The sequence below is a fragment of the Blautia sp. An46 genome (assembly GCF_002161645.1).
Taxonomy (GTDB): domain Bacteria; phylum Bacillota; class Clostridia; order Lachnospirales; family Lachnospiraceae; genus Blautia; species Blautia ornithocaccae.
Map to the genome: position 1 here is coordinate 50,572 of NZ_NFIF01000015.1, position 21,490 is coordinate 72,061.

Sequence of the window (21,490 nt, forward strand, 5' to 3'; positions counted from 1 at the left end):
AAGCATTATAGTTTTATCTGTTTTTATGCCATGATGGGTTTCATAGCTTCGGAAAGCTTGTCTTTCTCTGCCTGAGCCTCTGCCAGGTCTTTGCCAAGAGTTGTATAGTATACTTTGATTTTTGGCTCTGTTCCTGAAGGACGAACGATAACCGTTTCTTTGTTCTCCAGTTTATAGATGAGAACATTGGCGGAAGGAAGTCCGGTTTCTTCCGGCTTTGTGTAGTCGGTTACGCTTGTAACCTTGTATCCTGCGATTTCAGCAGGAGGATTCTTTCTCAGGTCTTCCATGATTCCGGCCATCTTATCCATGCCGCTTAATCCTGGGAATTCAAAACTGTCAATCTTGTTAAGGTAACGTCCGTACTGAGCATAGATTTCTTCCATTCTCTGTTTCAGAGAGCTTCCGATGCTTCTGTAGTAGGCAGCCATTTCGCAGATCAGCATAGAGCCGATAACAGCGTCTTTATCACGAACATAGGGACCTGCCAGATAGCCGTAGCTCTCTTCGAAACCGAAGATGAAACGGTCAACTTCTCCAGCAGCCTCTAACTGTGCGATCTGATCGCCGATCCATTTAAAGCCGGTGAGAACACTTCTTAATTCTACTCCGTAGTGCTCAGCTACAGCATCTGCCAGAGGAGTGGATACAATAGATTTTACAGCTACAGCTTTTTCAGGCATAGTGCCCTTCTCGATACGACCTGCACAGATGTAGTCCAGAAGGAGTACGCCTACTTCATTTCCGCTTACCAGTTCATAGGAACCATCCGGGCATTTCATGGCAATGCCTACACGGTCTGCATCCGGGTCAGTGGCAAGCATCAGGTCGGCTCCGGTTTCTTTTGCCAGATTCAGTCCCTGCTCCAGAGCCTCAAAGATTTCCGGGTTCGGATAGCTGCATGTGGTGAAATAGCCGTTTGGATATTCCTGATCAGGAACAATGGTGATATCAGTGATTCCAATGTCCTTTAATACCTGAGTTACCGGTACAAGACCTGAACCATTCAGAGGGCTGTATACTAATTTCAGGCCGGCTGTTTTGCACAGACCTGGACGAACCTGTCTGGATTCGATAGCTTCATACAGGGCCTTCTTGCAGTCATCCCCTACAAAACGGATGAGACCTTCTTCAACGCCCTGAGCAAAGGACATATATTTTGCTCCGGTAAGTACGTCTGTCTTCTGGATTTCTTCATATACAATAGCGGCGGCGTCATCAGTCATCTGGCAGCCATCGGGACCGTAGGCTTTATATCCATTGTATTTTGCAGGGTTATGAGATGCTGTTACCATGACACCTGCGTTGCAGTTGTAGTAACGTGTTGCAAAGGAAAGGGCCGGTACAGGCATTAAGGCATCATAAATCCTTACCTTGATTCCATTTGCTGCCAGAACTCCAGCAGCATTCTTGGCAAACACATCACTTTTCAGACGGCTGTCGTAGCTGATAGCAACAGTCTGTGTGCCGCCCTGAGTTTTTACCCAGTTGGCAAGGCCCTGAGTAGCCTGGCGGACTACATAAATATTCATGCGGTTTGTTCCTGCTCCCAATACACCGCGAAGTCCGGCTGTACCGAATTTCAGGGCTACTGCAAAACGCTCTTTAATTTCATCATCGTTTCCTTCGATCCGGGATAATTCCGGGTTTAAATCCGCATCCTCCAGATCTGCGTTTAACCAACGCTTATACTCTTCCTGATACATTTTTACCACTCCTACCATATTCTTTATAGTTTTTTTGTGAAATCATCACAATACATATTACTAATATACCATGTTTAAAGGCGAACGGCAATCATTCCCTGAAGGTTTTTACAGCGTTTTTACAGCTTATAAAGAAAAAAATAAAAGATGAAGACGGCAATCAGAGGATGATCGAGGAGAAAGTTGTCGTTTACTGGAGCAGGAAGTTTCAGGCAAGGGCAGGACGAGAAAACAGGCGAGATCCTGGAGTCTGCCAAGATCCGCGCTTTTATCGATTTTGATGAGGCTGCAGGGTATAGGAAAAATCGTTATACGGGTCATCCAAAAACGACTGAAGGATTCCGGAATCATCAGGCAGAATCAGGATACCTGTTGGAGCAGTGGCCTGAGTGCCAGTCGGATCCAGGCCGCTCTTAACAAGTGGAAAGTAGATGTTTCTATTGCTTAGATTCTGACATAACCGGTAGCCGGTCCCGAACCTACTTTGGCGATGTAACCACTCTTTACCAACTCCGTCAGAGTACGTTCTACCGTCGTTTTGCTGATGTCAGGGCAGGCATCAAGGATTTCCTTTTTCGTGATTTTTCCAACCTTTTGGTCAATTATAGCTCGGATTCGCTCCGGCTTGGAAAGTGTGCGGTTTTTCAAATGCTCCACACGGCTTTCAAATTCATTGTATGCTTTCAGTGTAATGCCAAGATAATATTTTACAAAAGGTTCGTAGCTGTTCTCATTTTCATGCCAGCCAGCTGAGCCAGCCTGCAACGCTTCATAATAAGTATCTTTGGTTTTTTCAATCAGCATTTCCATACTGATGTACTTCCCGACAATATATCCGGCTTTATAGAACAGCAGAAGAGTCAGTAGGCGGCTCATGCGTCCATTCCCGTCATTAAAGGGATGGATACAGAGAAAATCCAAAATAAACATGGGAATCAGAAGAAGTTTATCAATATGGTCAGCTTCCCAGGCCTCCCAAAATTCTCTGCAAAGTTCCTCCATTGCTTCTGCGGTCTGAAATGCCGGAACCGGAATAAACCGTGCCTTTTGATGTCCTTCTGCATCTGTTTCAGCAATGACATTATCAGCGTTTTTATAACTTCCGCCAGCAGCTTTCTGAGAGTAAGAATACAAATCCCGATGCAGCTGCAAAATCAGATTGGAGCGGGGAACAATGTATTTATAACTTTCGTGAATGGCAGCAAGCACTTCACGATAACCTGCAATTTCCTGCTCAGAACGGTTTCGGGGTTCCACCTTCTGGCTTACCAGTTCCTCCAGTCGCTTATCCGTTGTATAGATGCCTTCGATACGGTTGGAAGCTCCCGTACTTTGAATCAATGCAACTTCCAGAAGGCGTTTCAGTTCGTCAATATTGGCTTCCAGAAATAACGCCTGCTTCCCTTTGTGTTCATGGATACTGGAAACCATCTGCACGATCTCCGGTGTCAAAAGTTTTTCCGGTTCTTTTTTATAATCAAATAACCGCATGGTATCTACCTCATTTCCAATTTATCTCCGTCATTTTACCCTAAAATGACGGAGATTTCAATATGTAAAACAGCCCAAAGGCTGTCCCCCGGTTCAGGAGTCGGTGTTGTCGCCGAGGCGTGCTTCTGATCTGCATTGCCATGGCAGCAGGCAGCGGCTTTATCATCATGCCTGTGCTGATTGCAGATTTCGTGAATGACCTGGGCGGACAACGCGGCGCGGGAGCTTTTGGCAGCACGGGAAAATAACTTATTGTTTTGAATAAATATTTTTTCGCACGGGCAACCTAAAAAACAGGGTATAGCTATTATACGGATGTAACCAATCATATATTATATTGGTTACATTAGGGAGCAAAACGCGGTTTCAATGTGCTTTGCAGTAGTTGACAAGGATATGTTTTTAGGATAAAATAAAGTAAACTTTATATTTTCCTAAAAATAAGGAGGTCATGTTATGCCATATATTGAGCGAGCATTGGAACGGAAATTTTTGCGTATGAGTTCCTTTTTCAAAGCAGTGCTTGTAACAGGTGCGCGGCAGGTTGGTAAAACTACCATGCTGAAACATTTGGCCGAGGGACAAAACCGCACTTACATTTCTATGGATAATACAATGGCAAGAACCCTGGCCCAAACAGATCCCGTATTGTTCTTTCAGACTTACAAGCCTCCAATCATCATTGATGAAATACAGAAAGCCCCGGAGCTGTTTGAACAGATTAAAATTATGTGCGATGAAACCGAAGAAAGAGGTTTATTCTGGCTGACCGGCTCCCAGCAGTATAAGATGATGAAAAATATCCGCGATACACTGGCCGGAAGAATCGGGATTCTGGAGCTATACAGCTTTTCCAAAAATGAAGTAGACGGAGAAGTTTTTACAAACAAACTGGATTTCTCTCTGCCGTGTCTTTTGGAGCGGCAGAAAACGGCAAAAAAGAATGATATTGTAGATGTGTTCGAGCATATCTGGCGCGGCGGGATGCCTGACGCGCTACGGGCCGATGCCGAGCAGAGACAGGAATATTTCAATTCTTATATTGAAACATACCTGATGCGGGATGTGGCGGAAGAAGGCGGTATTACCGATTCTGTGCGTTTCCGAAAATTTCTTACTGCCTGTGCTGCCTTGACAACCGAGCAGGTAAATTATAAAACTTTGGCGGAGGCAGCCGAAATTTCCCAGCCCACAGCCAAAGAATGGCTGCGGATCTTGCAGGGATTAGGTATTGTCTATCTTCTGCCGCCCTTTGCCAATAATGAATTGAAGCGATTAACAAAAACACCCAAACTGTATTTCTGTGATACCGGACTGTGTGCCTATCTGTCCATGTGGCTTACCAGAGATACCCTGATGAATGGTGCCGCAAACGGTCACTATTTTGAAAACTATGTTGTGATCGAGCTTTTTAAAAGTTTTTCTTACTCAGCAGATAAAGCAAACCTGACATACTACCGTGATTCTAATGCAAAAGAAATTGATGTGATTGTAGAAGAAAATGGATTGGTTCATCCGCTGGAAATCAAAAAATCTGCAAATCCTGATCGCAGAGAAATCAAAAAATACGAGGTACTCGACAAGACAACCTTAGAACGTGGCAGCGGCGGTATTGTCTGCATGTGCGAAGAAGTAATACCGATTGATCAGAAAAACTGCTTTATTCCTTGTAATCTTATATAGATAATAGAAAGTGGTCAGCCTCCCTTATGTGTGACTGACCACTTCTATTTTTTACTATTCAGTTCTTTCATAATACCGAAGTTGTAGGACATCGCTTTGGAATCCAGCTTCTTTGCCTCTGCGATAAATTCGTTTAAGGCGGTAGGATTTGGATTGCCTTCATCAAAGAATTTCTCCACGTTGTTGATATAGTTGTTGGCCTGCCTAGCAAGCACACTGATTTTATTAGCAGAAGTTGGTAAAGCAGTTCAAGTCCAATTAGCAGGAATTTATATTTATGCATTTTATATCCATGCATGAATTTCTAAAAGAGAAAACGCCACAAATCCTTGGATTCATGGCGTTTATACGTTCCTGACTGGAGTCGAACCAGCGGCCTATTGCTTAGGAGGCAATCGCTCTATCCTACTGAGCTACAGGAACTTGTCTATATTATAACGGTTTTATGCAACCGCTACAACCAAATTATTCAGTTTTGGACTTGAACGGGCTGCCACCTTAGGAGGCGGTCCTCTATCCAGCCGAGCTATAGCGACATCTGCAGATTTCCTGCCTTTCTATGATACTATAACTTGTGTTTTTTGGCAAGCATTTATTTTTGATCTGCAGAAGGGGATAGCCTGTTTTTCATTCTGGATGCATCCCTATTCATCTTCGGACTGCCCATGATGTCCATGGAGATGCTTTAGGGAATTCTCTTCATCAGAGGAATCTTGTGAACCATCAAGGGGGCACTCCTGGGAATCCTCCATGTTTTCGGAATCACCAGACATAGGATTTTCCTGGAATTTTTCCTGAGAGTATTTCCAGATTAAATCCCGGATTTCAGTCATAGTCATATCCTGGATTTCTTCCAGGGAGATGCCGGCATCCAGGTCCTGAAGGATTTCCCAGGACTGATATTTTCCAAAAGAGAGACCAGCGTCGTGGGCGTGGTGGAGTTCTTCTGTATTGCTGGAATGGCAGTATACATTTTCATGTTCGGACATAGAGGACTCTACATTCTGCAGGATTTCGCTGCTTTGGGATTCATTGTCTCCGGCTACAGTCAGTACCACATCTGCATTATCGGCCAGATAGACTTCCATCTCTTCATCTGCCAGAAGGTTTTTCAGGGCTTCTGCATAATTCAGATACTTAAGGCTCAGATTATCCGCCAGATTCTGGCCGTCTTCGTTATATCCGGTGACCGAGACCACCCGATCAAAGCGATTAATTCCAAGTTCCAGAGAGGGGTTTACATCTACGCTGATAAAAGCAGTAGGCGTGAAGAACAGATAGGAGCCTCCGGCCAGGAAAACAAGGAGAGAGCAGGCTGCTGAGACTGCAAATCTCCGGAGGAAAGTTCTGGGAACATGGCCTTTCTTATATACATGCTCAAAAAGGTAATTTTTCGTATTGGATTTCAAAGCATCCCCGGCATGAACCTGATCAAAAGCAGCTTTTAATTTTTCCTTATTTTCCATGTTCATCCACCTCCTCCAATTTGGTTTTGAGAGCCTGTCTTCCACGGTTTAGAAGGGTATACACAGTATTTACATTTTTGTGAAGAATCCTGCTGATCTCTGCAGCGGAATATTCTTCGTAATAATAGAGATAAACAACATCCTTATATTTTGGGGGAAGAGACAAGACGGCTTCCAGGACATCACTGTAATCTGAGTCAGGTTCGCCTGGCTTTTCTATAATAGAATCCAGAGGAAGGGTCCTGCTTCTGAAAAAACTTTTCAGAAGATCTTTGCAGGCATTGATGGTTACCCGTATGATCCAGGCCCTTTCATGCTCGGAACTGTCAAAAACAGGAGCATGAAGGACATACTTTAAAAACACCGTCTGAAAAATATCTTCGGTGTCAGAATAATTTTTCAAATGAAGCATGCAGATCCTTTTTACAGTATCTCCGTATAGGTCTATGGCCCTGGAAGCCTCTTCCTCACTTCGCATTTCTTTTTCACGCCCTTCTTATTTATTCCTGCTTTCCGCCCGTAAATCCCCCAATTGTTCCGGACGTTAGTGTGTAAAGCAGTGATGAGAGAAACCGCTGTTTTTCCGGCAAGAATGTGTGCAGTTCCTGTGAGAACTATAATAATCGCAGATGCCATTCTTGTCTATATCTTCATAACAGTGTGATTTTTCCTGACACCAGCTGCATGCCTGAGGCTGTGGCGATGCCTGGCTTTCTGCAGCATTCTCCCAGCCGGAAGCAAATACTCCAGTAGTTACCAATAATGCAGCAGCCGTTCCAATAACTATTTTTTTGACAAATTTTCTCATAACAACACCCCTGATCTGAAAAATTTTATTTTCTGGTTTCACTATTTATACGATTGAGAAAGGGAATTTCATTCAAAATATTGAAAAAAGATATAAAATCTAAAAAATATTCTCATCAGGAAAATTAGATAAAACTGTCTGGAGGAATATGAAAATATTTAGACAAAGTTGACAAAAAATAGTCAAAATGTTATAATAAATTTAATTTAGGCGTATGTGCGATGTAGTGGATACGAATGGATTATAATCTAAGGACGATGAAGTGCTTGTTTTCTGACTATGCTCCAGCGAAGCATAGTTGGTTAATCAAGCGCTTTTTTGCTGTTATAAGGCTAAGGCAGACCAGAGACAGCAAAAGGAAGGAAATATATTGCCTTCCCGTCCTATCAGGAGGAGAGAGATGGATACAGAGGCTTTGATCAGTGCAATATGCGCAAGAGTCCTGGAAAAAGTCAGTGCTCTGGAAGAAGCCGGCCAGGGAAAAGACCTGGGGTCCTCCGATGAGGCATCGGAGCAGTGCCAGGGTTCTGGAAAGCCTAAAATACTGATCCTTACGGAGAAGCACGGCGAAATCTGCCATGAAACTCTGGAAAACCAGATACTGGCAAAAGAGTATAAAACAGAGTGCGCCCTTCTTGCTCAGGGTACCTGTAAGGCCGGGGATTATGAAGCTATTGTAGTATATACCCTGTCAAACGAAGCTCTGGGAAAACTGGCGGCGGGAATCTTTGACAGTGACTTTACCAGAATCTTCGGAGAAGCCCTTTTGCTGGGAAAGAAAATCCTGGTAGCCAGAGAAGGGGTAGAACTCTTTGCTTATAAAGATACGGCTCCCAAGGCCTATTTTGACAGGCTGGCGGAAAACCTGGAACTTCTGGAAAAAAGCGGAGTAATCCTGACTCCTCACAGCCGCATGGCAGCCCTTCTCACAGGCACAGAGACAGAAGCTGGAGCCGAAAAAGGGGACAGGGAGTGCCCGGCACAAAAAAAACAGGACAATACAGCACCCTGCCAGGAAGAAGAAATGATCTTAACTAAAAAAGTCATTACAGAGCGGGATATGGCCGCTATAAAGGAGAAAAAAATATCCAGAATCCTGGTGGGAGAAAAGACGATCTTCACGGATCTGGCAAGGGAATATGCTTCCAAATACGGTATTTCAGTAAGACGGGACACCTGCCCGGAAAAGAAGGGAGAGTAGAGGATGAAGACAGCAAGAGTGATCGGAAATATCTGGGCCACCAGAAAGGAAGAAAAACTGGCGGGCCTGAAGCTTCTGGTACTCCAGCCTTTAAATCTGCTGGATGACTCTCCCATAGAGTATCCCATTGTAGCGGCGGATATTATCGGCGCAGGAGTGGGAGAAAAGGTAATCTATGTAGGAGGCAGCTCCGCCAGAGGGGCTGCCGGAGGCATGGATATTCCCGTAGACGCTACCGTGGTGGGGATTGTAGACGATCAGGAAATCGAAGAAGATCTGGTAGAAGGAAAGCGGTGATGCCATGGAATTTTTAGAATTGATCCAATCTGCAGGAGTAGCCGGAGCCGGCGGGGCTGGATTTCCCACCCATGTAAAGCTGAAGGCTAAAGCAGAATATTTCATAGTAAACGGGGCAGAGTGCGAGCCGCTGATCGAAACGGATAAGTATCTGTGCAGGACCTATCCGGAGAGAATCGTGGAGACCACAGCAAAAATCGCTTCCCATCTGGGAGCGGCTCACGGCGTCATTGCCCTGAAGGGAGAATACAAAAGAGAGATCCAGGCCCTGTCCCAGGCCATAGAAAAGCTGAATGCATCGGTAGAAATCTTTCAGTCAGAGGCATTCTACCCGGCAGGAGACGAGCAGGTCCTGGTCTGGAATGTAACAGGCAGGAGCATTCCTGAGAAGGGACTGCCTCTGGACGTAGGCTGTGTAGTAGATAATGTAGGGACTGTGCTGTCTATAGCAGATGCGCTGGAGAGAACCCCGGTCTGTGAGAAATTTCTTTCTGTAACAGGGGCGGTAAAAGAGACAAAGATGTTTCATGTGCCTCTGGGAACATTGATCACAGATATATTGAAAGAAGCGGAAATCATCCCCCGGGATTATGCAGTGATCCTGGGAGGCCCTATGATGGGAAAAATGCTCCGGACCCAGGAAGAAATCCAGAGTGCTGTGGTAACAAAGACTACAGGAAATCTTCTGGTCCTTCCAAAGGACCATTATCTGGTAAGGCGCAGTGAGAAAACCGTGCCTCAGATGATCCATATTGCAAAATCTGCCTGTATCCAGTGCAGGATGTGCACCGATATGTGCCCCCGTTTCCTTATCGGCCATGAGGTAAGACCTAATATGGTCATGAGAAATCTCTGGAGAGAAAACCTCATAAATTCTTCTGAGGAAGCGGAAAAAGCCTTTGGAAGCGCAGTAAACTGCTGTTCCTGCGGTGTCTGCGAAATGTTCGCCTGTCCAATGGGATTGTCACCGAGAAAAATGAATGAATATGCAAAAGGTATTTTGAACAAATGGGAAGTAAGATCTGAGAGAAATATGGCTCCCCAGGCCAGAGCTGGAATTGAGCACAAGAAGATTCCTACAAAAAGGCTGATCGCCCGGCTGGGACTTGCCCCCTATGTGTCTCAGAAACTGCCGGTTTTTCAAGAACTGGATGTAAATACATGTTACCTTCCTCTACGTCAGCATATCGGAAAGCCGGCAGTTCCCGTGGTACATCCGGGACAGCATGTGGAAAAGGGAGAACTGGCTGCCAAAGCCGCAGAGGGGCTTTCCCTTAACATTCACACTGGTATGGCCGGAGTGGTGACAGAAGTCACCCAGGAAGGCATTAAAATCTGCAGGGAGGAGGTATAAGCTATGAGCAGCAAAGCAATCGGAATGATAGAACTGTCCAGTATTGCCAGAGGAATCGAAGTCAGCGATTACATGGTAAAGGCCGCTCAGGTGGAGCTCCTTCGGGCCTCCACTGTATGCCCGGGAAAGTATGTGGTCATTGTAGGAGGAGATACAGGAGACGTAAAGGCCTCTATGGAGGCGGGACTGGCACAGGGAGGAGAATTTGTGGTGGACTCCCTGCGGATTTCCAATGTCCATGAACAGCTTATTCCGGCACTTTCCGGTACAGTAACAGTAGAAAATCCCCAGGCAGTGGGAGTTGTGGAATTCTATTCCATGGCCTCCGCTATCCTGGCAGCGGATGAGGCAGCAAAAGCGGCCAATATCACTTTGATCGAAGTCCGGATGGGCTATGCAGTAGGCGGAAAAGGCTTTGTTACACTTACAGGAGACGTAGGTGCAGTAAGAGCCGCAGTAGAAGCCGCAAAGAGGGATAAAGAGCTCTATGTGGAAAGCACAGTTATCCCAAGACCGGCGCCTCAGGTATTTCAGTCTCTTTTATAAGGCAGATGAAAAGAAAATTTCAAAGAGACCATTTTCAAAGGACAGCAGCAGTACACTAGAGAAACATGAAATCACAAAAAGGAGGAGGATCTATGTTTCAAGAACTAATAGATAATATTACAAATGTCGGCGTTTTTACTGAGAGCATAAGCGGATGGGTTCAGAATATTTCTATTAACTCTGTAATCATCCTGATCATGATGATCTTTATGCTGGTAGGAGCTATTGACAAAATTCGGGGGAATAAAAAAGGATATGGAGAAAAATTTGAAGAAGGCTTCAACGCGATGGGCCCTCTGGCCATGGCTATGGCAGGAGTTGTAGCTGCAGCGCCGGTACTCTCCGTTATCCTGGAACCAATCATTGTGCCGATTTACAGACTGTTCGGCGCAGATGCTTCCATGTTTGCAACTACCCTTCTGGCCTGCGACATGGGCGGATATCCCCTGGCTATGGAGCTTGCCTCTAATGATACCATTGGAAACTTTTCAGGACTGATCCTGGGAACCATGATGGGACCGACCCTGGTATTCACCATTCCAGTTGCCCTTTCTATCATTAAAAAGAAAGACAGAGCTTATCTGGGAGCCGGTATCCTGGCAGGTATGATCACCATTCCTATTGGCTGTATCGTAGGCGGTCTTGTAATGAACATGACCCAGTATAAGATTGATATCATCACCATTCTTGTAAACCTGATTCCGGTTATTATCATTGCAGCCCTGATCGTTATCGGTCTGTGGATAATCCCCGGCAAGATGATCAGCGGATTTAACAAGTTTGGAACAGGCGTTACCATTGTGATCACAGCACTGACTGCCATTGCTGTTTTCGAATATCAGACAGGCATTGAATTCCCGCTGTTTAACCTTATGGTAGAGCCAGACGCAGAGGGAACCATTCCTCTGGAATCCGGACTTCTTACCTGCGGACAGATTTCTATCGTTTTGATCGGAGCATTCCCTATGGTAGAGTGGATCACCCGTACATTCGGAAAACCACTGAACGCCCTTGGAAAGAAACTGGGCATGAACGAGACAGGATGTGCAGGTCTGGTAGCCACACTGGCAAACAATATTGCTATGTTTAACGTTATGGGCGACATGAATCCAAAAGGAAAACTTCTCAACGTTGCCTTTGCTGTAAGTGCAGCCTTTGTATTCGGCGACCACCTGGGATTTACCGCCGGCGTAAACTCCGACATGATCTTCCCGGTTATCGTAGGAAAACTTGTAGCAGGTATTACTGCGCTTATCCTTGCAAATGTCCTGGCACCGAAGCTCCTTGACAAAGTACAGTCTACCATTAAAGCTCAGGGCGGAGACGACGAGGAATAGACGGAAGTTTTGAACCAAAGGCTCCGGCCCGGGGATACGGGCCGGAAAAAGACTGGAACCCAGAAGGGAGAGGGATAATGAACGTAAGCGAAGAATTAGTGCGGCAGATCGTACAGAAGATCCTGGAAGAATCTGCAGCGCAGAATACAGAAAAAGAAGACTTTGTAAAAGAAAAAGATCCCAGCGGTATTATCAAGATCAAGACAGATACAGTAAAATGCGAGAGATTTGAGCAGGACGGCGTAAGTCTTAAAGACGTGGTTACTCTGGAGGAAGCTCCCAGGATGGGCTGCGGGATCATGGAACTGGATCATACCAGCTTTGAATGGACACTGACCTATGACGAGTATGACATGGTCATTGACGGAGTTCTGGAAATTGAGATTGACGGCAGGGTGCTGACAGCAAATCCGGGGGATATCATTTATATTCCTAAAAACTCACATATCCATTTCCAGACGCCTTCCACTGCAAGATATGCATATTTCGTATATCCGGCAGACTGGCAGTAAAATATGCCGTAAATGGACAGCAGAAAGGAGACGGACATGGAGATACGCTTTGTAAAGCCGGAAGAGGTAAGGCAGCTTCAGAGAAATGTAGTCACTGGCTTTCCATCCAAGACGCCTCCGGAGCTCCTGAAAAATATGCCGGAAGAACTGGTAAGTCCCCAGGAAGGCCGGTACCTGGGCTGCTTTGATGATGAAGGTGTTCTGATAGGCTCTCTGCTGATGATGGATTTCCAGCAGAATATAAGGGGAAAACTGATGAAAATGGGAGGCATCGCCTATGTTTCCACCGGTTTTCTCCGAAAAAAAGAGCATGTGGCCAGAAATATGATCCGGGTAGCCATAGGAGTTTTTGCAGGGACAGGAACTCCAGTGGGAAGCCTTCACCCCTTTAACCCGGCTTTCTATGGAAAAATGGGATATGGCTACTGCAACGAAAGCATGATGTTTTCTCCCAAGCCTCAGTATATCCGTTCCTTCGGACACAAGGAGCACCTGGGATATGCCAGGGAAGAAGACAAGGAGGAGATATTGAAGCTGTATCGGAGACTGGCAGAGAAGACTCATGGAGCCACCATCCATCCCTATATGGACGTTCACCGTATTTTCGACATGCCTTATGTGGTTGTGTGCAGGAGAGATGGAAGGATTACCGGATATCTTACATTTGAATTTACTTCTGTAGATCACTATACAGACATGTATCATGACCTGACGGTCCGGGAAATGCTGTATGAAGATATGGATACTTTGGAAGAATTCCTCACATTCTTTGCCTCACAGACCGACCAGATTGAAAGGGTGCGAATTTATACTCCTGAAGAAAATTTCCAGATGTATTTCTCAAATCCAGACAGCGGAGAAAACAGAGCCTATGACGGGGCCATCCAGGAGATTGGCAGGAAAAACATGGGTCATATGTTCCGGATCCTCAGTGTGGAAAACTATTTCCGAGAACAGGATCACTGTGAGGCAAAGACAGAGAGAAGCTTTACCCTGGAGCTTCAGGTGGAGGATACCTTTGTGGAAGAGAACAACCGGAGCTTCTTCCTCAGGATAGAAGGAGAAAAGGTAAATCTCCTTGATAGCAGTAAAGAACCTGACCGGGCAGATGTAAAGCTGAAGACTAATATTGCCGACCTGTCCAGCCTGGTAATGGGAGCCATTCCTCTGAAAGAATTTCTCTGGAGCAGGAGAATGAGCTGCAGTGACGAAAGCTATGCAGGAGATATACAGAAAGCCATAGGGTGGAGTGAGAAACCTAAGAATTATACTTACTTCTAAATGGGGCTTTTGAGGTAAAACAGGAAGCTGGATGAACCTTGTGCCTCTCTTCCGAATGTAGTAAAATGAAACTACATTGGGAAGGGAGGTTTTTCTATGGCATGGACACCGCTGCCCATCGGCGTTGAAAATTTTGAAGATTTAGTGACACATGGTTATTACTACGTGGATAAAACACCTTTCATCAGAGAACTGTTGGATATGAAAGGAAAGGTGAATCTTTTTACCCGTCCCAGGCGTTTCGGAAAGACTCTGAACATGAGTATGCTCCGGTATTTCCTGGACTGTGAATATCCAGAGACAGAAAAAATTTTTTCTGGTACAAAAATCCTGGAGGATGGGGAAGAATACCGGAAATATATGGGCAATTATCCGGTGATTTCTGTTACGCTGAAATCCATGAAACAGGCTACCTATGAGGAGGCTTTTTACTGCCTGAAAGAAGAGATCGCCAGAGAATACCGGAGGCATGACAAAATCCTGGACTCTCTGGATCAGGAAGAGGAGCGGGAAAAATTCCGGCGCTTTGCAGCGTGGAAAGCTCAGCCGGAGGAATATCTGGGGGCCTTGCGCTTTTTGTCAGAATGCCTTTTCCAGGTCTATGGTAAAAAGTCTGTTATCCTTATCGACGAGTACGACGTCCCCTTGGAAAATGCTTACTTTGGCGGCTTCTATGACCGGATGGTCAGCCTGGTCCGTTCCCTGTTCGAGTCTGCTCTGAAGACCAACGACTGCCTGGAGTTTGCCGTGATCACCGGCTGCCTGCGGATCAGCAAGGAATCCATCTTTACGGGACTGAATAACCTGAAGGCAGAGTCGATTACCAATGATACCTTTGCGGAACATTTCGGCTTCACCCAGGAAGAAGTGGAGAAGATGCTGATGGACTACGGGCTGGAAGAAAATCTTGGGACCGTACAGAAGTGGTACGATGGTTACTGCTTCGGGGAAACAGAAGTCTATAATCCCTGGAGTGTGATCAACTATGTATATTCCTGCTATAAGAATAAACAGGCCTTTGCCAAACCCTACTGGTCCAACACCAGCTCCAACAGCATTGTGCGCAGTCTCATCGAGCGTGCTGATATCTCTGTGAAGAAGGAGATCGAGGGACTTATAGAAGGGAAAACCATCGAGAAGCCTATCCACGAGGACATCACCTATGAAGATATGAACTCTACCCAGGATAACCTGTGGAATTTCCTGTTCTTTACCGGCTATCTGAAAAAGATCAGCCAGCGCCAGGAGGGAGAGACCATCTACATGGAAATGGCCATCCCCAACAGCGAGGTGCGGTATGTGTACAAGAACGCAGTTCTGCGTTGGTTCGAAGAGAAGATTGACAGGAAAACGGAAAAGAGAGAACTGATGCCCCTGTATGAAAGCCTGCTAAATGGGGACGCCGAGAAGATGGGGGAGATCCTGTCGGAAAATCTCATGGAGACCATCAGCTTTTATGATTATCAGGAGAGCTATTACCATGGATTTTTGGCCGGACTGCTGCGGCCTATGGGGAATTATATCGTAGAGTCCAATCGGGAATCGGGAAAAGGGAGACCAGACATCCTGGTGCGGTATCCCAGCGTCCGGGGAAAAGCGGTGATCCTGGAGCTCAAGGTGGCGAAGACCTATCAGGAACTGGAGAAAAAATGCGAAGAAGCCCTTCGCCAGATCGAAGAGAAGAAATACGAGGAAGGGCTTCGCCGGGAAGGATATAAAGATATCCTGAAATACGGGGTAGCTTTTTATAAGAAGGAATGCATGGTGAAGGCAGGGAGGCACCGGAGCCAGACCTGAGAAAGTATGGGAATCTGCGGCCATGAACCCGCTCATATAGATGTACAAATATCAGAAAAAAGATAGATAAATAGCTAATATTGGGAAAGAACACCTAGAAAAATGTAAATTGCCTGGGGCCTGTAAGTGGAGAGCTGCTTACAGGCCCCAGGTATTATCAGAGAAATAAGTGTATAAATTACAGATTGAAAAGGACAGGCATCTTTGTAATATATTACAAATGGACTTCTTTTTGCGGGCTGTGATAAAATAGTCGTAGAAAGGAGGATTTTCATCACGGATACAACGATTGCGAAAAACATCTATACCGCTGATGAAAAAGCAAAGTACGACGCATGCTGCAAACGACTTCTGGCAGAAAAGGTCATTCTTGCATGGATCATGAAGAGCTGCCTTTGGGAGTACGCAGACTGTGACGTCAATGAGATTGCAGAAAAGTACATTGAAGAGAAACCACAGATCGGAGAAATCCCTGTGGCACCGGACGAAAGAGAAAACACTCCTATGATACAGGGAACAGGAGTGGAAGATACTACTATGACAGAAGGTACCGTTACCTTTGATATCCGCTTTACAGCGGCAGTGCCTTCTGTGCATCAAGAGCCAGGCGGCTCTGGAGAAGAAAAAATAGGATTAATTCTCAATGTGGAGGCTCAGAACCAGTTTTATCCAGGGTATCCCCTGATAAAAAGAGGAATCTATTATTGCTGCCGGATGGTATCCAGCCAGTATGGGACAGTATTCACTGACAGTCATTACGAGAAGATCAAAAAGGTATATTCCATCTGGATCTGCACAGATCCGCCGGGATATCGGGAGAATACCATTAACAGATACGTCATGTCAGAAGATAGTCTTGTGGGACAGATACAAGAACCACAGCAAAACTATGATTTGCTGGCAGCGTTGATGATTTGCCTGGGAGACACGAAGAAAGAGAACTGTCAGGGGATTCTGAGACTGCTTTCTGTATTGCTTTCCTCTGAAATAAAAGCAGCAGAGAAAAAAGAAATCCTGGAGAAAGAATACCATATTGAGATGAAACGGAAGTTTGGAGAGGAGGTGTCGCAGATGTGCAACTTAAGTGAGGGTCTGGAACAAAGAGCAGCCCAGAGAGTACTGCAAGGACTACAGCAGGGGATTGCACAGGGTTCACAGCAGGCTAATCTGAACTCTATCAAAAATCTCATGGACACCATGAACTGGACAGTCAAAGAAGCCATGGATGCACTGAAGATAAAGGAAGAGGAGCGTTCCCTGTATGTGGAGCTTCTGAAAGATAAGAAATCAGATTGAGGCAGTGTAAAAATTTTATATGCTGTGCTGTCTCAATTCGAATAAAATAACAGAAGGAGCTGTTGCATTAACTGAGCAATAAATGTATCAATATTCTCAGTTTATATTAATGCAATAGCTCCTTTTGAAATGATAAAACAACCTCTGGGAAGGAGGAATGATACTTTAAGTTCAGTCAGATGAAGAACCATCCTATACCGGTAATTACAAAAACGGCAGCTTTTTTGTAATTACCGGTATTTTTGCCGTTTTACCCTGTTTTTTTGCCTTTTATTAAGATATATTTTTCCTAAATTTATACTACTTCTGGTTGAAACCCCAAAAAACTTATTGTATAATTACATATGTTTACCAGAAAAGTAATATTTTCGGTAAGAATGTAATGCTTTTTGTAATGGGGAAATCAGACGAAAGATGAAAAAAATTGATATACATTGTCATGTGCTTCCCAAATTGGACGATGGTTCATCCTCTCTTCAGGAAAGTATCCGAATGCTGAAACTGGCATACAGGCAGGGAATTCAGGCAGTGGTGGCCACTCCTCATTATTCCCATCAGTTCAGACAGGAGGAGCCGGAGAAGATAAGAAATCTTTGCAGAAGACTTGAGGTTAAAGCAAAGGCAGAGGTGAATCCGGATTTCAGGGTCTACCCCGGAGAGGAAATCTTTTACTCCCAGGAGACTTTAGAAATGCTGAAAAGACAGCAGATTCTGACAATAGGGGACAGCAGATACATACTAATTGAATTTATGCCCAATGTTCCCTATTCTCTGTTATACCGGGCAGTGAGGGAACTGACAGAAGAACAATATTGTCCCATACTGGCTCATGTGGAACGCTACGGTGTGCTGAGAGAACAGGGGAGAATAGACGAACTGATCAAGGCCGGAGCTTATATGCAGATGAACTATCGGCGTATTGGCGGCAGATGGTTTGACGAAACAGTCAGATGGTGCAGAAAAATGCTGAAAAGTGAGAGGATACACTTTCTGGCAACAGATATGCACAATACAAAAAGCAGATATCCTCAGACACAGGAGGCAGAAGCCTGGATGCTGAAACACCTTGGCAGGGCATACATCGAAAAAATCACCTGGAAAAATGCAGAGAAGATTTTAACAGATGGACAAGCAGATGTGAGGAGGGATATTCTGCATTATTAAAAAATAAGTAGTTAGAAAAGACTTGCCGAAATCCATTCCTTCTATATTCATATGTGTATAAATGCGGCATAGCATAGAGGGCTGAAGGATTTCAACAGGCTATAGGATAAAAATAAAGAAAAGGAAAAATGACCATGGAAAACTTACACGATGAGGAACGGGAGATTGATTTAAGGGAGCTGTTTTTTGCTCTGAAAAAAAGAATACTCTGGATCATTGCGGCAGCACTTTTGGGGGGCTGCATTGCCTGCGCATATACCCAGGTGTTCATTACTCCCACCTATACATCTACATCCAGTGTCCTGGTGATCTCAAAAGAGACGACATTGACTTCCATTGCAGACCTTCAGCTGGGTACAGAATTGGCCCATGATTATGAAATTCTTATCAAGAGCACGCCGGTACTGGAAGAAGTCATCGATAACCTGGGACTGAATATGGACAAAGATATACTGAAAAAGAGTATTACTGTGGAAAATCCCACAGATACCCGTATTCTAAACATTTCTGTGACGAATACAGAACCGGCGGCTGCAAAGGAGATCGTAGACCAGGTAGCTCAGGTTTCTTCAGAGTTTGTAGGAGACAAGATGGAGGTAGTACCTCCTAAGATCATTGAAGAAGGCGAAATCCCGGAGACGAAGACAGCGCCCAGCGTTACGAGAAATACTCTTCTGGGGCTGATGGCCGGAATTGTGGTTTCTGCAGGCCTGGTAGTGGTGCTGGCTGTGATGAACGACACCATCAAATCCGAGGATGATATCACCAGATACCTGGGAATCTCCACTCTGGCATCTGTGCCGGACAGAAAAGACTTTGTAGGACAGAAAAACAAAAGAGGGAAAAAGAAAGCAAAGGGCAGGGGAGGGAAGAAATAATGGAACTGAAAGTCACCTTAAAAGACCCAAAGAAGTCAGATTACTTCTACGAGGAATCTATCAAAACCCTGCGCACCAATATACAGTTTTCCAGCAAACAGGTAAAGGTAGTGCTGCTTACCAGCTGTTATCCCAACGAGGGAAAAAGCGATATTGCCTTTAGTCTGAGCCTGGAAATGGGAAAAGCAGGGAAGCGGGTGCTGCTGGTAGATGCAGATATCCGGAAATCCAATTTTATCAAGCGGTATTCTGTAAATCAGACCATTCACGGACTGTCCCAGTATTTAAGCGGACAGGTAGAACGGCAGTGGATCACCTACCAGACCAACTTTCCCAATGTGGATATGATCTTTGCAGGACCCCTTGCGCCCAATCCTTCAGAGCTGCTGGGAGACCCGGCCTTTGGAGAACTGCTGGAAGAAAAAAGAAAAGAATATGACTACATATTTATTGACACGCCTCCTATCGGCAATATGATCGACGCCGCCATCGTGGCAGAGAAAAGCGACGGAGCAGTGCTGGTCATCGAAAGCGAAGCCGTAAGCTATAGCGTGGCCCAGAAAAGCCTGGCCCAGTTAGAGCGGAGCGGCTGCAAGATCCTGGGGGCTGTACTCAATAAAGTGGATATGAAGAAGGATAAATACTATTCCTCCTACTATGGCCGCTACGGCGGTTACTACAAACACAAGTAAGTATGCAGGAGGGAAATTACAATGAACAATAACTATCAGGAAGGGAGAAACCGGCTGCTGCTGATTCTCTGTATCCTGTTGTTTATCCTTTTTGGAGCTCTTCTTCTCTGGAGCCGCCGGTCTAATGCGGCAGATGCAGCCAGGCTTCAGCAGCTGGCTGATCAGGAAGAACAGGAGGATCAGGGAGAAGAGCAGGATGCTTCCGAAGAAGATGCGACAGTGGAAACTGCCGAAACAGAGACGGAAGAAAACCAGGAACAGGAATCTACGGCAGAGGAAACAGAAAATGTCTCCACATTGGCAAAAGGAGTTGTCTGCTGGGGGGATGACCTTATAAACGGAGAAGCTTCTGCTGAACATTCTTATAGAGCTGTTCTTCAGAATCTTCTTAAAGACAGCGGCTATGATCTTACAGTCATCGACAAAACCCTTCAGGGAGCAGGAACTCTGTCCATGATGACCATGGCAGGGGTGCCCCAGGAAGAGGTCCAGAGTTATATCACCGCCCATCAGGAGGCGGCCCAGGGACAGGAGCTCCCTGTGACAGAGACCGGGATCCGGGATCTGACACCGGAACAGACCCAAAGAAATGATCTGGAATACGTCCCGGTGATCTTCATGGGATATTACGGGGGCTGGAACCACGATCCGGCAGAACTGGCCCGGCAGCAGGAGGCTATCCTCAACACCTTTCCTCAGCAGGAACAATATATTATCGCAGGGACCTTTCCTCTGGATGGAAGCGTAGACTCCGCTACACTGGACAGTGTGATGAGTGAGAAGTGGGGAGAACATTATATCAGTATGGCATCCATCACCTCCAATCCTGCCTCTACCTATGAGGGACAGGCAGATCTGGCAGCGGCTATCCTTCAGAAGATGAAAGATCTGGGATATCTGGCATAAAGGAAGTTTTGACATATGAGCATACCTGGAAAGAAAAATAAGAAGAAAACAAAGATTTATACAGCAGCAGTGGTACTGGCAGTCCTTATTCTGGCGGCAGCTATAGGAGGATACCTTATCTGGAACAATATGAACACTGCTGAAACTGCCGCAGGGAAGGGAGACGGAATATCCGGCTCTGCTTCCCACGAGGAAGAGGCGTCTTCTGCCGGAAATACTTCCTCCACTGTCACTTACCAGGGAAAAGAATATGCCTATAACGACCATCTGAGCAATTTCCTTTTTCTGGGAATCGACTCCAGAGAAAAGAGACAGACTCAGGTGGGAAGAGCAGACGCAGGACAGGCAGATGCCATCTTCCTGGTGTCCTGGGACCGGGTGGACCACAGTCTTACAGGGATTACCATTCCCAGAGATACCATTACGGAGATCCAGATCTTCGACCAGGAAGGAAACAGTGCAGGAAAAAGCCGGGATCACATTAATCTGGCCTACGCCTACGGAGACGGAGGCAGGGAAAGCTGTGAACTGATGGAAGAGGCTGTGTCCAATCTCCTCTACGGAATTCCCATGCAGGGATATTGCTCTCTGAGTATGGACGGGATTCCTCTGCTGGTAGAAAAGGTAGGGGGAGTTACCGTAACTGTTCCGGACGACAGTCTGGAGGCGGTAAATCCCCAGTGGGCTCAAGGAAGCCAGATCCAGCTTACCCCGGAGAATGTGGAGGATTTCGTCAGATACCGGGATACAGGAGAAAGCCAGAGCGCTATCGTCCGTATGGAGAGGCAGCAGGAATTCCTGAACGCCTATGCTGCAAAAGCCCGGCAGGTATATGGAGAAAACCCTTCCCTTATTACAGACCTGTATACAGCGCTGGAAGATTATATGGTGACGGATATCAGCAATGGTCAGTTTGCCCAGATCATGGGAGGGCTGGCAGAGCAGGAGAATATCCGGACCTGGACCCTTCCCGGAGAAGGAACCCAGGGAGAAGGCTTTGACGAATACCACGTAGACGACAGCCAGCTGTATGAGAAGATCCTGGAAACCTTCTATAAAGAGGTGGAAAACTGAT

The 21,490-nt window shown here is 45.7% G+C and carries 22 protein-coding genes and 1 tRNA gene; 17 read left to right on the plus strand and 6 right to left on the minus strand.

The genetic code is table 11. The annotated features are described in order from the left end of the window. Positions 1–23: 23 nt before the first annotated feature. Positions 24–1,706, minus strand: coding sequence for a phospho-sugar mutase (locus B5G00_RS12630; protein WP_087273281.1), 1,683 nt, complete (start codon positions 1,704–1,706; stop codon positions 24–26). Positions 1,707–1,889: 183 nt separating this feature from the next. Here B5G00_RS12630 and B5G00_RS12635 point away from each other — a divergent pair, with 183 nt between their 5' ends. Beyond that, positions 1,890–2,123 carry a hypothetical protein gene (locus B5G00_RS12635; protein ID WP_087273283.1) on the plus strand — a complete coding sequence of 78 codons (234 nt, stop codon included), beginning with the start codon at positions 1,890–1,892 and terminating at the stop codon, positions 2,121–2,123. 27 nt (positions 2,124–2,150) lie between these two features. Here B5G00_RS12635 and B5G00_RS12640 read toward each other — a convergent pair whose 3' ends face one another. Further along, positions 2,151–3,197, minus strand: coding sequence for a Fic family protein (locus B5G00_RS12640; protein ID WP_087273285.1), 1,047 nt, complete (start codon positions 3,195–3,197; stop codon positions 2,151–2,153). A gap of 119 nt (positions 3,198–3,316) precedes the next feature. Between B5G00_RS12640 and B5G00_RS19520 the strand changes: the two genes are divergently transcribed. Further along, on the plus strand, positions 3,317–3,445 hold the full coding sequence (locus B5G00_RS19520) for a hypothetical protein (protein WP_275532374.1): 129 nt from the start codon (positions 3,317–3,319) through the stop codon (positions 3,443–3,445). Between the two features lie 208 nt (positions 3,446–3,653). Continuing rightward, positions 3,654–4,880, plus strand: coding sequence for an ATP-binding protein (locus B5G00_RS12650; RefSeq protein ID WP_087273287.1), 1,227 nt, complete (start codon positions 3,654–3,656; stop codon positions 4,878–4,880). A 44-nt stretch (positions 4,881–4,924) separates the two neighbouring features. Here the strand turns inward: B5G00_RS12650 and B5G00_RS12655 are convergent, their stop codons facing one another. The 4 genes from B5G00_RS12655 to B5G00_RS12670 form a co-directional block, all read right to left on the minus strand. Then, a complete protein-coding gene (locus B5G00_RS12655) occupies positions 4,925–5,095 on the minus strand; it encodes a hypothetical protein (RefSeq protein ID WP_242971352.1) in 171 nt (56 codons plus the stop codon). 134 nt (positions 5,096–5,229) lie between these two features. Next, positions 5,230–5,303 (minus strand) — tRNA-Arg (locus B5G00_RS12660). A 221-nt stretch (positions 5,304–5,524) separates the two neighbouring features. Then, positions 5,525–6,346 (minus strand): anti-sigma-I factor RsgI family protein, encoded by an 822-nt coding sequence (locus tag B5G00_RS12665; RefSeq protein ID WP_087273289.1) that lies wholly within the window; start codon positions 6,344–6,346, stop codon positions 5,525–5,527. Next, on the minus strand, positions 6,336–6,824 hold the full coding sequence (locus B5G00_RS12670; RefSeq protein ID WP_087273291.1) for an RNA polymerase sigma factor: 489 nt from the start codon (positions 6,822–6,824) through the stop codon (positions 6,336–6,338). Before B5G00_RS12670 ends, B5G00_RS12665 begins: the two co-directional genes overlap by 11 nt. Positions 6,825–7,554: 730 nt before the next feature. On the opposite strand from B5G00_RS12670, the gene B5G00_RS12680 reads away from it, so the two are divergent. The 14 genes from B5G00_RS12680 to B5G00_RS12745 all read left to right on the plus strand — a co-directional run bounded on the left by B5G00_RS12680 (position 7,555) and on the right by B5G00_RS12745 (position 21,489). Further along, entirely contained in the window at positions 7,555–8,355 is an 801-nt protein-coding gene (locus B5G00_RS12680) for a hypothetical protein (protein ID WP_087273295.1), read from the plus strand. 3 nt (positions 8,356–8,358) lie between these two features. Then, positions 8,359–8,652 (plus strand): EutN/CcmL family microcompartment protein, encoded by a 294-nt coding sequence (locus B5G00_RS12685; protein WP_087273298.1) that lies wholly within the window; start codon positions 8,359–8,361, stop codon positions 8,650–8,652. A gap of 4 nt (positions 8,653–8,656) precedes the next feature. Next, a complete protein-coding gene (locus B5G00_RS12690) occupies positions 8,657–10,006 on the plus strand; it encodes a 4Fe-4S dicluster domain-containing protein (protein WP_087273300.1) in 1,350 nt (449 codons plus the stop codon). Between the two features lie 3 nt (positions 10,007–10,009). Continuing rightward, positions 10,010–10,552, plus strand: a complete 543-nt coding sequence (locus tag B5G00_RS12695; protein WP_087273302.1) for a BMC domain-containing protein — start codon at positions 10,010–10,012, stop codon at positions 10,550–10,552. Between the two features lie 92 nt (positions 10,553–10,644). After that, positions 10,645–11,889 carry an ethanolamine utilization protein EutH gene (locus B5G00_RS12700; RefSeq protein WP_087273304.1) on the plus strand — a complete coding sequence of 415 codons (1,245 nt, stop codon included), beginning with the start codon at positions 10,645–10,647 and terminating at the stop codon, positions 11,887–11,889. A 77-nt stretch (positions 11,890–11,966) separates the two neighbouring features. Continuing rightward, positions 11,967–12,401 (plus strand): cupin domain-containing protein, encoded by a 435-nt coding sequence (locus B5G00_RS12705; protein ID WP_087273306.1) that lies wholly within the window; start codon positions 11,967–11,969, stop codon positions 12,399–12,401. A 36-nt stretch (positions 12,402–12,437) separates the two neighbouring features. Then, a complete protein-coding gene (locus B5G00_RS12710) occupies positions 12,438–13,682 on the plus strand; it encodes a GNAT family N-acetyltransferase (RefSeq protein WP_087273308.1) in 1,245 nt (414 codons plus the stop codon). Between the two features lie 96 nt (positions 13,683–13,778). After that, entirely contained in the window at positions 13,779–15,479 is a 1,701-nt protein-coding gene (locus B5G00_RS12715; RefSeq protein ID WP_087273311.1) for an AAA family ATPase, read from the plus strand. Between the two features lie 381 nt (positions 15,480–15,860). Further along, positions 15,861–16,775, plus strand: coding sequence for a hypothetical protein (locus B5G00_RS12720; protein WP_242971353.1), 915 nt, complete (start codon positions 15,861–15,863; stop codon positions 16,773–16,775). 414 nt (positions 16,776–17,189) lie between these two features. Continuing rightward, the gene (locus B5G00_RS12725; protein ID WP_087273315.1) at positions 17,190–17,939 is read left to right on the plus strand and encodes a CpsB/CapC family capsule biosynthesis tyrosine phosphatase; all 750 of its coding nucleotides are present in this window, start codon (positions 17,190–17,192) and stop codon (positions 17,937–17,939) included. A 134-nt stretch (positions 17,940–18,073) separates the two neighbouring features. Then, the gene (locus tag B5G00_RS12730) at positions 18,074–18,817 is read left to right on the plus strand and encodes a YveK family protein (protein ID WP_087273317.1); all 744 of its coding nucleotides are present in this window, start codon (positions 18,074–18,076) and stop codon (positions 18,815–18,817) included. Next, positions 18,817–19,509 (plus strand): CpsD/CapB family tyrosine-protein kinase, encoded by a 693-nt coding sequence (locus B5G00_RS12735; RefSeq protein WP_206423791.1) that lies wholly within the window; start codon positions 18,817–18,819, stop codon positions 19,507–19,509. The genes B5G00_RS12730 and B5G00_RS12735 overlap by 1 nt, the downstream gene beginning before the upstream one ends. Positions 19,510–19,530: 21 nt before the next feature. Next, complete coding sequence (locus tag B5G00_RS12740) at positions 19,531–20,415, plus strand: hypothetical protein (RefSeq protein ID WP_087273321.1); 885 nt, start codon at positions 19,531–19,533, stop codon at positions 20,413–20,415. A gap of 15 nt (positions 20,416–20,430) precedes the next feature. Then, positions 20,431–21,489 (plus strand): LCP family protein, encoded by a 1,059-nt coding sequence (locus tag B5G00_RS12745; protein WP_087273323.1) that lies wholly within the window; start codon positions 20,431–20,433, stop codon positions 21,487–21,489. Position 21,490 lies beyond the last annotated feature (1 nt).

What these genes read in the sequence shown, in the direction of transcription:
- B5G00_RS12725 (WP_087273315.1), top strand. Translation starts at nt 17,190, where the DNA reads ATGAAAAAAATTGATATACATTGTCATGTGCTTCCCAAATTGGACGAT.
- B5G00_RS12705 (WP_087273306.1), top strand. Translation starts at nt 11,967, where the DNA reads ATGAACGTAAGCGAAGAATTAGTGCGGCAGATCGTACAGAAGATCCTG.
- B5G00_RS12690 (WP_087273300.1), top strand. Translation starts at nt 8,657, where the DNA reads ATGGAATTTTTAGAATTGATCCAATCTGCAGGAGTAGCCGGAGCCGGC.
- B5G00_RS12685 (WP_087273298.1), top strand. Translation starts at nt 8,359, where the DNA reads ATGAAGACAGCAAGAGTGATCGGAAATATCTGGGCCACCAGAAAGGAA.
- B5G00_RS12700 (WP_087273304.1), top strand. Translation starts at nt 10,645, where the DNA reads ATGTTTCAAGAACTAATAGATAATATTACAAATGTCGGCGTTTTTACT.
- B5G00_RS12665 (WP_087273289.1), bottom strand. Translation starts at nt 6,346, where the DNA reads ATGGAAAATAAGGAAAAATTAAAAGCTGCTTTTGATCAGGTTCATGCC.
- B5G00_RS12680 (WP_087273295.1), top strand. Translation starts at nt 7,555, where the DNA reads ATGGATACAGAGGCTTTGATCAGTGCAATATGCGCAAGAGTCCTGGAA.
- B5G00_RS12710 (WP_087273308.1), top strand. Translation starts at nt 12,438, where the DNA reads ATGGAGATACGCTTTGTAAAGCCGGAAGAGGTAAGGCAGCTTCAGAGA.
- B5G00_RS12720 (WP_242971353.1), top strand. Translation starts at nt 15,861, where the DNA reads ATGAAGAGCTGCCTTTGGGAGTACGCAGACTGTGACGTCAATGAGATT.
- B5G00_RS12740 (WP_087273321.1), top strand. Translation starts at nt 19,531, where the DNA reads ATGAACAATAACTATCAGGAAGGGAGAAACCGGCTGCTGCTGATTCTC.
- B5G00_RS12650 (WP_087273287.1), top strand. Translation starts at nt 3,654, where the DNA reads ATGCCATATATTGAGCGAGCATTGGAACGGAAATTTTTGCGTATGAGT.
- B5G00_RS12745 (WP_087273323.1), top strand. Translation starts at nt 20,431, where the DNA reads ATGAGCATACCTGGAAAGAAAAATAAGAAGAAAACAAAGATTTATACA.
- B5G00_RS12630 (WP_087273281.1), bottom strand. Translation starts at nt 1,706, where the DNA reads ATGTATCAGGAAGAGTATAAGCGTTGGTTAAACGCAGATCTGGAGGAT.
- B5G00_RS12715 (WP_087273311.1), top strand. Translation starts at nt 13,779, where the DNA reads ATGGCATGGACACCGCTGCCCATCGGCGTTGAAAATTTTGAAGATTTA.
- B5G00_RS12670 (WP_087273291.1), bottom strand. Translation starts at nt 6,824, where the DNA reads ATGCGAAGTGAGGAAGAGGCTTCCAGGGCCATAGACCTATACGGAGAT.
- B5G00_RS12695 (WP_087273302.1), top strand. Translation starts at nt 10,010, where the DNA reads ATGAGCAGCAAAGCAATCGGAATGATAGAACTGTCCAGTATTGCCAGA.
- B5G00_RS12640 (WP_087273285.1), bottom strand. Translation starts at nt 3,197, where the DNA reads ATGCGGTTATTTGATTATAAAAAAGAACCGGAAAAACTTTTGACACCG.
- B5G00_RS12735 (WP_206423791.1), top strand. Translation starts at nt 18,817, where the DNA reads ATGGAACTGAAAGTCACCTTAAAAGACCCAAAGAAGTCAGATTACTTC.
- B5G00_RS12730 (WP_087273317.1), top strand. Translation starts at nt 18,074, where the DNA reads ATGGAAAACTTACACGATGAGGAACGGGAGATTGATTTAAGGGAGCTG.